At 42.1% G+C, this 16891-nt stretch carries 13 protein-coding genes; 10 read left to right on the top strand and 3 right to left on the bottom strand.

The features are described from left to right. The first annotated feature begins 699 nt into the window (after positions 1 to 699). The 3 genes from ACYFDN_RS05790 to ACYFDN_RS05780 all read left to right on the top strand — a co-directional run bounded on the left by ACYFDN_RS05790 (position 700) and on the right by ACYFDN_RS05780 (position 4358). On the top strand, positions 700 to 2379 hold the full coding sequence (locus tag ACYFDN_RS05790; protein WP_483510297.1) for a sodium:solute symporter family protein: 1680 nt from the start codon (positions 700 to 702) through the stop codon (positions 2377 to 2379). 203 nt (positions 2380 to 2582) lie between these two features. Next, positions 2583 to 3995, top strand: a complete 1413-nt coding sequence (locus ACYFDN_RS05785) for an esterase/lipase family protein (protein WP_483510295.1) — start codon at positions 2583 to 2585, stop codon at positions 3993 to 3995. Positions 3996 to 4016: 21 nt separating this feature from the next. Further along, positions 4017 to 4358, top strand: coding sequence for a hypothetical protein (locus tag ACYFDN_RS05780; RefSeq protein WP_483510294.1), 342 nt, complete (start codon positions 4017 to 4019; stop codon positions 4356 to 4358). A 3-nt stretch (positions 4359 to 4361) separates the two neighbouring features. On the opposite strand, the gene ACYFDN_RS05775 is transcribed toward ACYFDN_RS05780, so the two are convergent. Continuing rightward, positions 4362 to 5594: a carbohydrate porin gene (locus ACYFDN_RS05775; protein WP_483510293.1), complete on the bottom strand. Its 1233-nt coding sequence runs from the start codon at positions 5592 to 5594 to the stop codon at positions 4362 to 4364. Positions 5595 to 5831: 237 nt separating this feature from the next. On the opposite strand from ACYFDN_RS05775, the gene ACYFDN_RS05770 reads away from it, so the two are divergent. Both ACYFDN_RS05770 and acuI read left to right on the top strand, forming a co-directional pair. Then, on the top strand, positions 5832 to 6023 hold the full coding sequence (locus ACYFDN_RS05770) for a (2Fe-2S)-binding protein (protein WP_483510292.1): 192 nt from the start codon (positions 5832 to 5834) through the stop codon (positions 6021 to 6023). Between the two features lie 142 nt (positions 6024 to 6165). After that, on the top strand, positions 6166 to 7146 hold the full coding sequence (gene acuI, locus ACYFDN_RS05765) for an acrylyl-CoA reductase (NADPH) (RefSeq protein WP_483510291.1): 981 nt from the start codon (positions 6166 to 6168) through the stop codon (positions 7144 to 7146). 74 nt (positions 7147 to 7220) lie between these two features. Here acuI and ACYFDN_RS05760 read toward each other — a convergent pair whose 3' ends face one another. Continuing rightward, complete coding sequence (locus ACYFDN_RS05760) at positions 7221 to 8165, bottom strand: LysR family transcriptional regulator (protein WP_483510289.1); 945 nt, start codon at positions 8163 to 8165, stop codon at positions 7221 to 7223. A gap of 1218 nt (positions 8166 to 9383) precedes the next feature. Here ACYFDN_RS05760 and ACYFDN_RS05755 point away from each other — a divergent pair. The 5 genes from ACYFDN_RS05755 (at position 9384) to ACYFDN_RS05735 (ending at position 15215) form a co-directional block, all read left to right on the top strand. Beyond that, positions 9384 to 11279: a LamG domain-containing protein gene (locus tag ACYFDN_RS05755; protein WP_483510288.1), complete on the top strand. Its 1896-nt coding sequence runs from the start codon at positions 9384 to 9386 to the stop codon at positions 11277 to 11279. Positions 11280 to 11776: 497 nt separating this feature from the next. Then, positions 11777 to 12457 (top strand): oligogalacturonate-specific porin KdgM family protein, encoded by a 681-nt coding sequence (locus ACYFDN_RS05750; RefSeq protein ID WP_483510286.1) that lies wholly within the window; start codon positions 11777 to 11779, stop codon positions 12455 to 12457. Positions 12458 to 12567: 110 nt separating this feature from the next. Beyond that, complete coding sequence (locus ACYFDN_RS05745; RefSeq protein WP_483510285.1) at positions 12568 to 13323, top strand: SDR family NAD(P)-dependent oxidoreductase; 756 nt, start codon at positions 12568 to 12570, stop codon at positions 13321 to 13323. A 288-nt stretch (positions 13324 to 13611) separates the two neighbouring features. After that, positions 13612 to 14334 carry a FadR/GntR family transcriptional regulator gene (locus ACYFDN_RS05740; protein ID WP_016404001.1) on the top strand — a complete coding sequence of 241 codons (723 nt, stop codon included), beginning with the start codon at positions 13612 to 13614 and terminating at the stop codon, positions 14332 to 14334. Between the two features lie 188 nt (positions 14335 to 14522). Further along, a complete protein-coding gene (locus ACYFDN_RS05735; protein ID WP_483510284.1) occupies positions 14523 to 15215 on the top strand; it encodes a DUF4336 domain-containing protein in 693 nt (230 codons plus the stop codon). A gap of 5 nt (positions 15216 to 15220) precedes the next feature. Here the strand turns inward: ACYFDN_RS05735 and ACYFDN_RS05730 are convergent, their stop codons facing one another. After that, positions 15221 to 16840, bottom strand: coding sequence for a phospholipase A (locus tag ACYFDN_RS05730; protein WP_483510283.1), 1620 nt, complete (start codon positions 16838 to 16840; stop codon positions 15221 to 15223). Positions 16841 to 16891: the final 51 nt, after the last annotated feature.

Genomic DNA, 16891 nt, shown 5'->3' with positions numbered 1-16891 from the left:
CATGAAGCGCTAAAATAAGTTTATACCATGGCAAAAATAAATTTCTAAAAAATAAGCATTTTTTTAAAAACCTTTAGTCATTAATTGTTGCCATCCTGTCCGTTCAAGATTTCCCGCGCAAGGCTCTTTGAGTATTACAAACAGGCGTGATTTGCTTCGCTCTATTTAAGTAAAGTACGTTTAAAGAAATAAAAGAGATCGAAAAATGCATCGTTTCTTCAGCGTGTTAGGCTGCTCACATAAAGTTAATGAATTGTAAAATTTATGGTTGACCTACAAAATCAGCATGCTAATTTAGTTTAGTAGCTTGAACCTTCTAGCTTTGGTCGGCGAGCACTACATCGAGGGGAGTAGTGTTGAAGGTTTCCAAAAAGCACGTTTCCATTGGCTCTTGCTTTGCAAGAGCTCTTTTTTTGTCTTTTTTATAGAAACATCGCCCTGTTTATCATTGTTTAGACTAAAGGATAACAGAAGGGTTTTGGTCTCCTTTTTACTTTTATTCAATGGCTTACGTGTGAATCTGTAAATAAACAAAGCACCTTTGCTATTGAGTGTCTCATCTATACCAAAGTATAAGTTTCAAGTGGCTAAATGCGCCCTAAGTTAATGCGTAACAATTTGTTAACTTTTGGTCTGTTTTGTTGGTGTCTCTTTTCGATTATCAGCATCTTAGCTCCAGTAGGATAAGTATCGCTAGATATGGACATTCAAACTTGGACTTCTTTATTCGTTGCGGCTAGTTTCACGCTGTATATGGTGATAGCCATTTGGGCTAAAGCCAACAATACCCAAGACTTCTACGTTGCTCATGCCTGCATTCATCCGCTTACCAATGGCATGGCTACTGCTGCTACCTGGATGTCGGCAGCTTCTTTTATTTCTTTGGCGGGGGTTATCTCTTTTCTTGGCTATGACGGGGCAGTTTATTTAATGGGCTGGACAGGGGGGTACGTGCTGCTAGCGGTATGTTTAGTGCCCTACTTACATCGTTTTGGCCAATACTCTGTCGCCGATTTTTTTGGTCAGCGTTACTACTCTAAGCGGGCGAGAGTGCTAGCGGTAATATGCACGGTGTTCATTTCTTTTGTTTATGTTGCTGGGCAAATGCGCGGCGTTGGTGTTGTGTTTGCGCGCTTTTTAGAAGTGAACGTAAATTTAGGCATATTATTGGGTATGGCTATAGTGTTCTTTTACGCGGTGTGGGGAGGAATGAAGGGCATTACCTATACCCAGGTTGCGCAATACTGCGTACTGGTTTTTGCCTTTTTGGTTCCAGCTATTTTTACATCAATAGCTTTAACTGGGCAGGTGTTCCCGCAGTTTGGCTTAGGTAGCAATGTTAGTGGAGCTTCAAATGTTTACTTGTTAGATAAGCTTGATGGCTTATCTGAAGAGTTAGGATTTGCCAAGTTTACCAATGGCACTCGAAACCTGAGTGACCAAGTGTTTATCACTGCTGCATTGATGATGGGAACTGCTGGATTACCGCACATAATTGTACGGTTTTTTACTGTCGCTAAAGTAGCAGAAGCCAGAGCATCTGCCGGTTATGCTTTAGCTTTTATTGCCGTATTGTACACCGCAGCACCGGCGGTCGGAGCCTTTGCAAAAGTTAATATTATCGAGTCTATCAACGGCTTGGATTTAAACGGCATTGCTGAAGAACAACAACCCAGCTGGTTAGCTCATTGGCAGCAAGCTGGCCTGGTGGAGTGGCGAGATGAAAATGGTGATGGCCGTTTGTTTTACTCGGGAGACCAGCGCAATGAAGTCACCATTAATCAAGATATTGTGGTGCTGGCCTCACCGGAGTTAGCACAGTTGCCAAACTGGGTCGTGGCCTTGGTTGCTGCGGGAGGTTTAGCAGCAGCACTTTCTACCGCTGCAGGCCTATTGCTGGTGATTGCTAGTTCGATATCACATGATTTAGTGAAGCAAACTTGGCAAAAAAAGCTTAGTGATAAACAGGAACTGAAATTAGCGCGCTGCTGCGCAATTGTAGCAATTTGCGCGGCTGGCTATTTAGGCATTAACCCTCCGGCCTTAGTTGCGGAAGTAGTAGCTATTGCTTTTGGTTTGGCGGCTAGCTCGCTGTTCCCAGCCATTGTTTTGGGTATATTTGTTAAGTCTATTGGGCGTACAGCGGTAATAAGCGGGATGCTAAGCGGCATGAGTATCACCTTGGCTTACGTGGGTTTCTTTAAGTTTGTATCTCCAGCCCTAAACCATTCGGAACACTGGCTTTGGGGGATTTCTCCAGAGGGAATTGGCGCCCTGGGAATGCTAGTAAATTTCGCTATTGTGTTTATTGTCCAGCGCTATACTCAGCCAGCGCCCGTTAGTGTTCAAAACTTAGTGCTTAGACTGCGTAAGCCATAGCTCTACAGCGCTTTTGCTGTCCACTATCTACTACAGCCTCATCGCGTCTTTTCTCGTTAGTTTCATCGCACTTTGCTAGTGGCTTACCTAGGCTATGCAATAGTGTAAAAGGGAGATTGCTTTTTTTTAACTTACGGTTAACAATCGTTTGCGAAAAAACTAAGCTTTTGAATTAGCTATTTAAATTACATGGACGTAATACGATGAAATTGATTTTTGTGCATGGCTGGAGTGTGACTAATACCTCCACATACGGCGAGCTACCACAGTCTTTAGTGGCTAAAGCTAGCGCTGCAGGTTTGCAGCTAGATTTAGAACACATCTATTTGGGTAAATACATTAGCTTCCACGATGGAGTATCGATGGATGATATCGCGCGAGCTATGCAGCAAGCATTATTGGATTTACCCGGTAACGAAACAGGCATTCAAGAATTCTCTTGTATTACCCACTCTACTGGTGGGCCGGTTGTGCGTTCTTGGGTTGATAAGTATTACGGTGCAGCAGGTTTAGCTTCGTTACCGCTTAAGCATTTAGTGATGCTAGCACCAGCTAACCATGGCTCTAGTTTAGCGGTGTTAGGCAAACAGCGAGTTGGGCGTATCAAATCTTGGTTTGCTGGTGTTGAGCCAGGCCAAAGAGTATTGGATTGGCTGTGCTTGGGTAGCCAAGGTCAGTGGCAGCTAAATGAAAATGGCATGGCTTATGATTATGTTGGCAACAGCTTTTATCCCTTTGTATTAAGTGGTCAGGGGATTGATACTAAGTTCTATGATTTTTTAAACGGCTACTTGGTAGAGTCTGGTTCAGATGGCGTGGTACGCGTAGCGGGTGCCAATATGAATTATCGCTACTTTGCTCTAGAGCAGTCTGAAGAACAGCTGACTGGTTTTCAAGGTAAAGCGTATCGACTAAACCCTAGCGAAGTTGAGCCTGTTCGACGCCCTGCAGAAGTGCCTATTGGGATACTAAGTGAATTTAGTCATTCAGGGACCAAAATGGGTATTATGGCGAATAAAGCGAGTTCTGCTAATCATCATATCGTTGTTGACCAAGTACTTGCGTGCTTGCAGGTAAACAGTGCCAGCGATTACCAACAACGCAGCGCTGAGCTAACGCAATTAAGCCAAGCCGAACAAGCTAAAGTGCCGCTCGGTAAAAAGCGAAGCATTGGTAAGTATTGCATGTTGGTTGTGCGGGTTAGAGACCAAACTGGCGAGCACATTCACAATGAAAACTACGATGTTTTGCTACTAGCAGGTAAAGGTTATAAACCTCATCAATTACCGGATGGTTTCTTTGTCGATAAGCAAATGAATAAAGCGACACATAGCTTGGTGTATTACATTGATGCCGACAAAATGTCGCAAATTAAAGATAGCTGCTTTGGACTGCAAGTGATGGCTAGACCAAACAAGGGCTTTTCTTTTTACACCAACACCCAGTTTCGCTCTGAGGGTTTAGCCATCGATGAGGTGTGTGCTGCTAATCAAACCACATATATCGATATCACTATTCATCGCGATGTCGATAAAAATGTGTTTAGGTTTGCGTCTGCTGAAGCGCCACGAGAAAGCTTTAAAAATATAAAACCCTCTGGTGATAATATTTCTTGAATCTGCTTCGGAGATACTAAGTTGTCTAAACTTATCGCAATAACTTTAGCGCTGTTTTATAGCATCTCAGGGAATGCTGGTTGTGGTAGAGATGTGTTTGAATGCCGAGTTTATCAAGGTGATGAGATAACGCTTGTGCCTTGTGAGATAAAAATCTGTGCCAGCGCTAACGATTCAACAATCTATTGGGAACTGCAAGATGGCACCGAAATTTATGATCATGCGGAACAAGGCTTTAATGAAGTCACCATTAATAAGGAAGCTGCGCAGCAGCTTCCTAGTGACATCTTAAAAGACCCAGTAACTTGTTACAGTGCACTGGGTAAGGCGATGATTATATGCGCTGACGACGTATCGTTATAGGCACTACAGCATATAGCGAAGCCGTAAGCCAAAAATGGTATCTCCAGCAGTATTTACGCCTTTGGTGGCTGCTTTGGTAAAGTAGTATTGAATATCAGGCGCAATGCTTAAGCGATTAGTCAGTTTTATATCGTAGTAAATCTCGATGGACTTTTCGTTTCCGTGTTGTTTGCGGATCCTATCAACGGGTTCTACTTCGGCGTATCCAATGCCTAATACATCTTGGTTGTCTAACAAATCATTTATCACTAGGCCAGTCACGGCAACTGCTTTAGTTTTTGCCGCGTAACGTTGATAAGAGCGATTATAGCGAGCAAAGATGCCTAGGTTGCCAAAGTCTTGGCTTATACTCACCGATAAAGTTTGACCGGCCTTATTTGCCTCGAGATCATTTGCCGAGGTATGTGAGCTAGTTGTATCGTCAATGTCTGCAAGACTGATTTTGTACTCACCTTCACCAAAGTCAAAGCTTGGTGTTAGCCCTAGCTCAAGATGGCGTACAAATTTCCCATCACTAAAGCTACGAATGTCGATATCTTTGCCGTTAGGTTTCGCATCGTTAAACCCCACCTGTACATAGGCCCATTGGTTTTGAACTGACAATGTCGCTCCTAGTGCACGTTGACCACTAGTCCAACTTAAACCTTGGTGTGAAAATGGCGAGGCCATAAAGGTGCTGCGATCATCACTTAGATATTTGTTGGTTGCCCATAGTCGAGTGGTGTAAAGGTGTCCTAGGCGATAGGTGAGTCCATGGTTTAGTAAGCTATGTTCCCACCATAAGCCGTTAATTGCGGTGATGTTTTGGTCTGGTCCTGTCATTCCACCATTTGGTTGACTTGGCCCTAATCCGACATCGTCGGCAAATTTTCGGGTATAGCTGTTGTTAAGCATGTTAACCATCACGCCGGCAAACACTAGCTTGCCGTAACCTTGTTGATCTTCCCAAAACCGCTTGGTGATAATCAGGTCGGTTTCGTTATCAAGGTAGTTATGTCCATGGCCGTCGGTTTGGGCAATAGGCGCAATTTGGATTTGATAGTCTAAGCCATGATTTACCGACAAGTAACGTTTCATGCTTTGATAATTGCTTAGTTCATCGACATCACTCAGCATGGGTTTGTGGTTGTAAGGGGAAACCTGTTTGGACAAATCTGCAAATTGTTGCGCTTGCAAACCCTTACTTAGTCCTAATGCTAACAGTGATAAACAAATCAGAATTTGTACGCTTTGCATGATGATGTCTCAGTAAATATTGGGTGACACATTCTCTTATGCAAACATCTAACTGTTGAGTAAATTACGGTTTACTCCCGTTAATACAAAAAGTTAACGCTTTATACCTAGCTGTTTGTTACCTAAAGTTACCTAGCTCCGGTTTTTGCGTTCTGCTCAACGCTCCAGTGTGTAACTGCTTAGCCAGTTAGCCTTGATTTAACGTTGCTTTAGTTTTTTGAATACAGGAGCAAACTTATGTTGGTGTGTTTATGTGAACAGATTAACGAACAAGCATTGACAGTTAGTTATATGCAAGGCTTAAAAACGGTTAAGCACTTAAAACAATCAAAGCAGTTAGGTAGCACCTGTGGTAAGTGCATTCGATTAGCAAAACAAAAGCTTGCTCAATTAGATAGCTCGCTTATTCAAGTAAGCCTCTTAAGTTAGAAGCGCTAAGTAGCGAAGCGATTAAACTTTAGTCATTATGTGTGTTGTACATGTATTAAATGATAAAAATTCATTTAATACATAGAGCTAGAGCGGCTACACTGATATTTGTAAATTTTGCTTACTAACTCGGAGCTCTACTATGTTTAAGGCACTCGTTCTCGATCAAGTTGAGAAACAAACCACTTCTAGCATTCGCCAACTTAATGATACCGACTTGCCCGAGAGTGACGTAATTGTAAAAGTTGATTATTCCTCACTTAACTATAAAGACGGCCTAGCCATTACTGGTAAAGGCAAAATTGTTCGCAATTTCCCTATGGTACCCGGAATTGATTTAACCGGTACTGTTGAGCAATCTCATGACCCTCGTTACGCTGCTGGTGACAAAGTGGTGTTAACCGGTTGGGGAGTTGGTGAAGGCCATTGGGGGGGAATGGCAGAAAAAGCCAGTTTAAAAGCAGATTGGCTAGTTCCTCTGCCTGAGGGCTTAAGTGGTAAGCAAGCCATGATGGTAGGTACTGCTGGTTTTACTGCTATGTTATGTGTACAAGCCTTGGTTGATGCCGGTATTACGCCAGAATCGGGCGAAATCCTGGTTACAGGTGCCAGTGGTGGCGTAGGCTCAGTAGCCGTTACCTTACTTGCTAAGCTGGGATATAAAGTGGCTGCTGTTAGTGGTCGAATAGAACAAAATGGTGCTTTATTAGAAGAACTTGGCGCTAGTCGAATTATCGACCGTAGCGTGTTTGAAGAGCCAGCGCGCGCCTTAGAAAAACAAGTTTGGGCCGGTGCAGTTGATACCGTGGGTAGCAAAGTGTTGGCTAAAGTACTGGCTCAAATGGATTACAATGGCGTCGTTGCCGCATGTGGCTTAGCTGGCGGCTTTGATTTACCAACTACGGTAATGCCGTTTATTCTGCGTAATGTTAGCTTGTTAGGCATAGATTCAGTGAGTTGCCCACGTGCGAAGCGGATTAATGCGTGGCAGCGTTTAGCTGAGTTGCTTCCAGATAGTTACTACCAGCAAGCGTGCACCGAAGTGGAATTAGAGCAAGTTGCAGACTACGCTGAAGCTATAACGAATGGCCAAGTCACTGGGCGGGTGGTTATCAAGCTTTAAAAACTTAGTAACTTACGTCTAAGCCGATCTATAGGGTCGGCTTTTTTATTGCTCTGCTTTTGATTGCTTAGCACTTATTCTACTAATCCCATGTCTTGCACTCGTCTACTTATTAAGCGGCTACATTCTTGTTTAATTACATTGCGCAGCCAAATTTGCGGAGCAGAGTGCTCGCAGCGTGGGTGCCATAACAGTGAGTAGTCAAAAGGCTTAAATTCAAAAGGCAGCGGTTTAACTACTAGTTGATTCTTTTCCGCGACTAGATAGGCTAAATCAGCGGGAACCGTAATAATCACCGGGACTTGTTCACTAATTGCTAGGGCCGCTTCTAAGTGGTAAGCGCGAAGCAGCAGTTGTGGTTTATCTTGACCAGATAATGCTTCATCCAGCAAGCTTTTAACGCCATCGCTAATGGCTATCATCGCGTGTGGATAAGCTAAATACTCTTTTAGAGTGAGCTCTTTGTTTGCCAATGGGTGATGCTTGGCAAGTAAACAAAATACACTCACTAAACCCAAACTGTCTTTAGCAAGCGGGGCTACTGGTTTGGTAGGTCGACAAATCGCCATATCGCAGCCATCTGCAGATAACTGTTGGGCGAGTTGTTCATGCTGCAGAGGAGCAAATTCGAGAGAGATATTCGGCGCTTCTTGATAAATCCTTGCTAGGGCAAAGGGCAGAATGGTTTGCATTGCATAGTCAGTAGTAGCGATGGTGAAATGTTGGCTGCATTCTGTTGGGTTAAACACAGTTGGGCTAAGTACCTGACGCAAGTTTTCTAAGGGGCCTTGTAAGGCTTGATTCAATTCTAAGGCTCGCTTTGTAGGCACCAAACCTTGGCCTTGGCGAATAAACAAAGGGTCATTGAGTAAGTCACGTAAGCGAGTTAATACTCTACTCATCGCCGATTGACTAAGACTCAAGCGGATAGCCGCTTTACTTACGCTACCTTCCTCGATGAGCACCTTTAAAGCTATGAGTAAGTTTAGGTCACGACGATAGATTTCTTCTAAGTCCATAATACTAAATACTGTCTAAACAATTGCTTAAGTATGCGTTATTTGCAAAGGAGTCGGTATAAATCTTTGGTTTGAAGAAAGCTTTTTAAGAATTAATAACCAAGATGATTCAGTGTTGGAAGAGGAGTTTAGCGCTTGGTGAAGTATTCTAACCGACAAACTGCGTCGGTTAGAACGTTAGTCTTATTCATGTTTTTTATCTTAATGATGACTTTTTAGTATGGCTGCTACGTCCATTATTACTAAGTAAGAGGCGACTAATGCCAGGAATATTCCTACAAAAATCATAATGTTGTCCTTATTCTCGCGTTTAATTATTAAAACCAACAGTTCCGACAACAGTGCAATGAAGGTTTTAACGATGTATATCTTTCTTATTATTTTTTGCAGCGTATTTAGCTTAAAACAGCTAGTACCCTGTCTTGCTATTAAAGCTACAAGCTTAAATAGTCATACAATTAAAGCCTATTTTTTAAACAGATGTCTGTGAGATTGATCTTGTTTTGCTTAAGCAATGGGGCATTTCAATCAGATTAGTGAAGCTAAGCGCCTTAAGTAACAAAATTTGTTAGCGTTAAACCAGTAATAGCAATATCGCTTCTACCGAAAAACCTAAACGGGTAAACAGGCTATTTGTATTACCAATTTCGGTTTGGAGTGGAACTAAGCAGAGTGTTTCTCTTGGCTAGCGATACAAAACTAGGCGCAGTTAGCTGGTTAACAAGCCTACTAGTTTTAGCCTGTGTTCACTTATATCTGGTGCAACTGGAGAATTTAACCACTAGGGTTGTGGTGTTCAAGATCATTACTTAATAAGTTATTAAACAGTTATTTTGCTTTATAGTTTGCATATAAGTTCGTTCCTCGCAATATCAATAATTTCATCGCTTACTCTGCTTTTATCTAGATTCTACAACTTGTGAAGCCAAAAAGATTAATCGCAAATAGTGCGAAGTCGGTCACTTTACAATCACAATATTTTGCCACATTATAGTTTTGTATTACTAATACAATATGATCATTTTTACCGTAGTTAGGAGGTATAAATGGGAACTTATCGCCGGCTAATCATTTAAGAGAGCGAATAGTCTGGAAAGGAAAAGTCATCTGGTTGTATTTCGTTAAATAGGTTTCGGACTGTTTAACTATGGATGACCTTAGCAATATTAGTATTTTAACTATTACAATAATATTATTTATACCTACAAGGAGGTTTAAATGAAACCGTCTAAGCTGCTGCTAATCCCTATGAGCACAACTTTTATGTTTGGTTGTTTTGAGGCGCCAGAAGTATACGTTCCGCCACCAGAGCCGACTTACGCCATTGAAGAAGTTACTTGGAACATTACAAGTGCAACGTCTCTTATAGCACCTACATCTGCAGAGTATCCAGAAGTTTACTATTTCGAAAATGATATTCTAAAAATTTATACCTACAACGAAACAGATGACCTCTACACGTATAGCCAGCAGGCCTATACTGTTTCTGAAACAACAATTACTTATGGCGACGTCGATGGTACTTATGAAGTAGTTGATGGTGCCTTATCAATTACTTATACAAAAGACTCTGTAGAGTATACGGACGACGGCACAGAGGTTACCGATCAAGCGGTACTTGACTCTATTGCTGCTGCTGAAGAAGAAGACGGTTCTGGAGTTGAAATTCCTGACGCAGTGAATGAATACCAGTTCTCAAATGGGGATTTTGAGTCCGATAGCGGAACTGCAGCGAATGATATCTATGCCTCGTCTGAAGACGTAAACTTTTCTGCTGCTGCCGGTATGGGCGGTGTAGACGCAACAGCGATTACTTTCGATCAGTTTAATGCTGGTTCAGGTGCTTACGGTTATTTGAAGTATGATTCTTCAGAAATTGTTGAAGGTGTTACTTATGGTTCAGATACGCTGTCTACAGAAGAGTCACCTTCGTTCTCTTTAGAAGCTGTAATCAATGCCAACACTGCTGCTGCAGAGAACATGCAAATCGTTCAATTTGCTGAAACCAGCAATAATGATAAAGGTTTTAACTTTTATATTGCTTCAGACCAAACTATTCGCTTTAAGCTTTATGGTGCTGGTGGTAATACTGTAGAAGTGACCGCCGCAACAGCTTTCGAAACAGGAAATTGGTATCACTTAGCTGCTGTGTATGACGCAGATGACGGTGATACAGGAACTATCAAGATTTATGTTAATGGTGAACTAGATAATTCTCGCGATGTTTCTGTTGATTACGGCTTTAACACCGAAGATGATTTTTACATTCTGGGTGGTGCAAACAGTAAAGACCGAAACTTCAAAGGTACTGTAGATAACATTGCTACTTGGAATGAAGCTTTGGATGCGCTTCAAGTTGCTCAGCGTGCATCTCAGTTTGCTAATGGAGAAGAGCCTGTAGATCCGCCTGTTGATCCAGATGTACCAGCTGCTAACTATCAGTGGGAATTTTCTACCATTGACGGAGATGCTGCCATCGGTGATTACACCTTAAGTATGAGCAAGTCTAGTGATAACCCGCGTGAGGTTGTGACCGGAGCATTTGGTACGGGAAGCGCTGTTCAAATTACTCAAGCTGAAGGTGGAAACTTTGGTTACCACTACATTGATGATGTAGATATGTCAACTAGCCCACTAGCAGCAGCTGATGGTGTTATTTCTTTTGAAATACTGTTTAAGTCAACTGACGCTGCATTTAACTCTGATGCTGGTGAAGATTTACAGTTGATTGAAAATGTTGATAGTAACCGAGGTTATAAACTGGTTATTGACGAGACTACGTTACTTCCTCGATTGAGAATTTATAACGGCTCAAGCTCTACTTCAGTAATTGGTGCAACACCTTTACAAGATGATGAATGGACACACATTGTTGCAACTTACGATGGTACAACTGCAACCGTGTATGTAAATGGTGTGCTAGATGCTACTCAAGAGGTTACTGACTTCTTACCGAACGAAAGTACAAGCGACAAGCTTTACATCGGTGGTGGCGCCAACAGTTCACAGAAAAACCTTGAAGGCGCTATAGATAACGTTGCGTTCTGGTTAGACACCCTAACTGCTGAAGAAGTGGCTGCACGCGCTGAAGCATTAGGTTTTACTGTTAACTAATAACATAAAGCTAAACCCTCACCGCTATAGGTGAGGGTTTTGTTTATTTAGCGAGTTCATCTTTTATTGCTCAATTAGATATAAATGGAAACATCGCCGACCAGCAAGCTAGTTGTGATGCAATAGTCGTGAATTTATAAATCGCTAACAATAACAGTTTTAAAATGCACCTTATATGGTGCATTTTTCTTTTCAGTAAACGCTCTTCTAAAAGTAAATGTGTCGCCTTCGAAGGTTTACATGCTATCAAGACGTTCTAACACTTCGTAAAGCAATATAGCTGCACCCTAAGTTAGCAATGTCGCCTACCTGCTTTCTTGTAATATTATATTTTGCGTTTTATTGAATTATCGAATCAATGGACTGCAAAAGGTGATCTGTTAGACGTTTTGTTTCAACAGTAATGCTGATGATCACATTTTGAACGGTTTAGTCTATAAAATGCATTAAAATGATATTGTAATACAATTCATTGTGTTCAATGTAGAGTTATAAACATGAAATCATACAGTCTAGCAGTGTTACTAAGCGGTGGTTGTTTACTGAGTGCGAACGTTCTCGCGACTTCAGTAGACTTTCGCCATGAGTACAAAAGTGATACCAAGCAGCATGCTAGCCGAGTAAAGATGGCCCATACGTTCGAAAATAATTTCTCTATGGCTTTAGAGCTTAAATTTAAAGGAGAAGAGGGCAAATTCATGGAAGACTTACAATCAAACGGATCTGAAATGGACCTTGGCTACCGCTATAAAATTAACGATCAATGGGCGCTAATTCCTGGTATGCCTATAGAGTTTGGTCAATCCGGTGCTACCTACAAACCGCAACTCCGATTGACCTACACCCCAGAAAAGTTAAAGGGGTTGTCATTAAGTGGCCGTTACCGACTTGACGTAAAACCGGGGGAAGATATTAATAAGTATCGCCATCGATATACCGCCAACATTGGGTATAAGTATCAGCAATGGACATTTGGTCTAGAGGGTAACTATTATTACTCCGACAATTCTGAATATCACCTCTATAACAATGGCCGAACTAATTATGAAAACAACTTTACCATTCATTACAGCATGGGCAACTGGACGCCGTGGTTAGAGTTTGGTGATGTTTCAGTTTCCGATCAATCTAGCCAACGAGAGTTAAGAAGCCGCATAGGCCTACGCTATAACTTCTAAAGTGTGATCTGCGTATTTGTATTACAAATCACCAGGGTGTAGTCTATTTGTATTACTAAAGAGGCCGTTGGCTCTCTAACATTACTTAACCTTTAATTGAGAGTGTAGATATGTCTAATAAAGTTGCATTAATTACCGGAGCAACCGGTGGAATTGGTTTTCAAGTGGCAAAACGCTTAGGTGAAGATGGCTATTCCGTTGTTTTGAACGGTATCGAAGATGAAGCCGGCGCAGCGCGCGTTGCTCAATTACAAGAACTGGGTATTGAAGCTGAATACTATAGCTTTGACGTTACTGATGAAGTTGCAGTTACTAGCAATGTGACCAAAATTGGTGAAAAGTTTGGCAAAATTGACGTGCTGGTAAACAACGCCGGTGGCTTAGGCGGTCGTAGCCCTATGGAAGAAATGACCACCGAGTTCTACCGCTTTGTAATGGCGCTAAATTTAGATAGTGCATTCTTTGTATCGCGTGCTGCAATTCCATTCTTGAAGAAAGGTGAAAATGCTTCAATCATTAATTTCACCTCAAATGCTGGTTGGAATGCCGGTGGTCCGGGTGCTGGAATATATGGCGTTTCTAAGGGTGCGGTACATACCTTAACTCGCGCGTTAGCAAAAGAACTCGCGCCGGCTGGTATTCGAGTTAACGCAGTATCTCCAGGTACTATTGATACGCCTTTCCATGCTCAAATCAAAGAAACCAAGCCTGAAGTATTTGCTTCTTGGAAAGATAGCATTCTACTAGGCCGCTTAGGTCAACCTGAAGAAGTTGCTTCAACTATCTCTTTCTTGGTAAGCAAAGATGCCTCATTCATCACCGCTGAAACTGTACAGATTGGTGGTGGACAAGCTTTAGGTATCTAATTGCTGCGTTTAGCGCTTTAGAATAGCAAAGCTACACTTACATTAAGTGTGGCTTTTTTAATGGCTGAAAGCACTCAGCGAGTGTTGTTTCTTCGATGATGAGCTAAGACTTTAGTATTTAAGTGTTACAAATATAGCGATCAAGCCTACATTTGACGGCTTTTTTTGTATCTGGTCTATTACAAATAGGGTAGTATTAGTCATACTAAATGTAGAATGAGTTGTGTTAGCAATGATAAATCCGACGGATTGGTTATTGCTAACACAATATTTGATTAAGGTTATTTTATGTCTAACGAATTCATGCAAATAGAAGGTGCGTCTCGCAGCCTACATTTGCAAGTAGCGAGAGAGATTGCCCGGGGCATCTTGTCGGGGAGCTTGCCTCAGGGCAGCATTATTCCTGGCGAACTCGACTTGTGCGAACAATTTGGTGTAAGCCGCACTGCATTACGTGAAGCGATTAAATTGCTTAACTCTAAAGGTTTATTAGAGTCTCGGCCTAAAATTGGTACGCGTGTGCGTGACCGCGAATACTGGAACTTTTTAGACTCCCAATTACTTGATTGGATGATGGGGTTAAGCAATACCGAACAAGCTTATCAAGAATTTTTGGCTTTACGCCGTGCTATCGAGCCAGAAGCAGCTGCCTTAGCGGCAAGAAATGCTACGGCTGAACAGCGTATGGGCTTGTCGGCTGTTTTTCAACAGATGTTCGATGTTGCTACCGGGGTTGATGAAGACACTTCGTGGACAGACGTAGATATGGAGTTCCACCGTTTGGTATTCCTATCTACCGGTAATAGCTTTTATATTCCTTTTGCTAACGTACTGCGCACCATGTTTATCGGATTTATTGACCACTCATCAAAAGAAGGTGGCACCTGTATTGATGAGCACAAGGCGATTTATGATGCGATTATGGCTGGCAATGCAGAAAAAGCGCGTGAAGCTAACCTAGCCTTACTAAATAACAGTAATCACCGTTTGCCTTCTGATAACGCTGCTTAGTATTACCTCGTTGATAATTGCTAAATGCCGACAGTTATACTGTCGGCATTTTTGTTTCTAATTCCTTAATAACTTGCTCTCTAATTCTTCTTTAAATGACTTTCTTGATTTTTATTTCACGCTTTCAAGAACTTATTTGTTTAGAAGAGGACAAACTATAGAGATAGTGCGTAGTGAAAGGGAGTACAATGCAACGACTTGCCGAGAATGTTTGGGTTGTAGAGGGGCCTAGTGTTCCCTTTTTCGGTTTACCTTATTCTACCCGTATGACTATTATCCGCTTGGATAATCAGCAGTTGTGGATCCACAGCCCAATAGCCTTAAACGATAACTTGCTAACAAATATAGCCTCGCTAGGAGAGGTTAAGTATTTGGTCGCGCCAAACCATCTGCATCATCTGTTTATTGAGCCTTGGCAACAGCAGTTTCCTGATGCTCGCTTGTATGGCACAGAACAATTAATTATTAAGCGTAATGACCTGGATTTTGATGGCGCTTTAACCAACAGTTCAAGTGAAGTGTGGCCTTGGCATCAACAGATAAAACAAGTGCTTTTTACCGGTTCTCCATTGATGCAAGAATGCATTTTTTACCACCCTTCATCAGGTGTACTAATTGTTACCGACTTACTTGAGAACTTTAACCCTGCTGGTTTTAACTGGTGGCAACGTTTATTGGCAAGAATGACCGGTATAGTAGCGCCGAATGGAAAAATGCCGCTAGATTGGCGGCTGAGTTTTATGTTTGGTAAAGCCAAAGCACGCCAACATTTAACCCAGATACTCAACTGGCAAGCTAATACATTAGTGATGTCGCATGGTGAAATTATTTACGAAGATGCGACTAACTTTTTAAAACGCTCTTTTCGGTGGTTGCTGTAAAGCCACTAGTTGTTAATGGCAAAACCAATACCCAAGCTTTGATTATGTTTGTTGTAATCAATTAAGGATTCACCATAGCCGTTAAAGTACTTAAGGTAGAGCGCTAACTCTTGGCTTATACCGTAGGACCAACGTAGGTCTAAAGCGCCTTTGTTTTCCTTTTTAAAGTTATTGCGTCCTAAAAAGCTTAAACGCTGGCGCTCATTTATTTGCCATTTGGCCGTTAGCTCACCGTAGCCGTAGTAGTCTTCCATGTTAGGGTTATCGTCTTCAGACTCGTCTTCTGGTATTCGATACCATGGCTTAATCGCGATGCTTACCGGGTCTGCATCAAAGCCAAATTCTGCGTACACTCGGTTCCATGAGCGCGAGCGTATTTGTGTTTGTCCGTTTGATTCGTGTACTAAGCCAAGGCGCAGCCATTCAGGCGACCATTGTGATTTTTGGTCAGCTTGGCTGTTCCATTGGTAGAAAAATTCGGGTTCATAGTTGGTTTCTCGAATCGAATCTCCAGAGCGTTCATAAGGCTGCCAAAAGGTTTGTTGAGTGTAAGCAAAGCTTAAATTATCGCTATCGGTAAATAGCGTGAAAGGAAGCGTGAGGCGGAAACTAAACTGAAATTCTACTTCCATTTTTTCTGGCTGTTGACCAGGTACTCCTCCGGCTAAATCAGGGATAGCAGGGGAGGGGTTATATTTAAATGGCAGAATATAGTTATCTCTAAACATGCTCATGCCAGCAAATGTCCATTGGCTGCTGGTAGACATCATTTCACGACGGTCGCCGATCCGGTTGAGGGCAACCCCTAAGCCAAAAGACTGGTTGTGGATGTTGTAGTCAAGCATTGACTCGCCATAGCCATTAAAATACTTGGCGTAGAGAGAAAATGCAGGACTAATGCAGTAAGCAAAACGCAAATCCAAAGCGCCTTTATTATCAGATTGCAGATTATTGCGGCCCATTGCTGTGATGCGGTGGTTACATTGATTATCACCAAATAAATACCCTACAGTCAGTTCTCCGTAACCATAATAATCGGTGAAGTCACCACCGTTGTTCACTTCGGGGCCTACGGGAATCCACGGTTTAAAGGTGATTAACCAATCGTTATAAGAGGTATCAAACTGGGCGTAAATTCTCTCCCAGGAGCGATCAAAATCACCGTAAGAACCATTTGCTTGATGGCTAAACCCAAGGCTAGCTGCGCGCAACAACCAGCGATTTTTGGCAATGCTAAATTGATCGGGGCGCCAAGTATAAATGAGCTCGGGCTCGTAATTGGTATCACGAAATGGGGACGAGAAGGGTTTGTTATATACCTGCCAAAAACTTTGCTGAGTATAGGCAATGCTAAAGTAGTCTCTTTCACTTAATAGGTTTTCAGCTACGATGAGCTTGCCACTAATTTGAAACTCAGTTTCTAGGTTGTCGATACCTCTACCATTTTCGGCTTCTTTGGTCGCCAATACCGAAGAGTAATCGCCTAAGCTTGGTGGATTAGGGTTGTATTTCCCTAGCAAAATATAGGTATCACGATAGGCAACTAATCTAGGACCACCGTCTTGCTCTGCCAAGCTAGTACTTGATAGCGATAGCAGCAAGATACTAAGTACTGTTTTCTTCATTCCGTCCCTGAAAATCTTTGTTAACTAGCAAGCTAGCGTTAGATCAATGAT

This window comes from Agarivorans sp. D1326, assembly GCF_056958115.1.
Note: the sequence above shows the minus strand (reverse complement) of the source record. Positions and strands in the feature narration are given on the sequence as shown.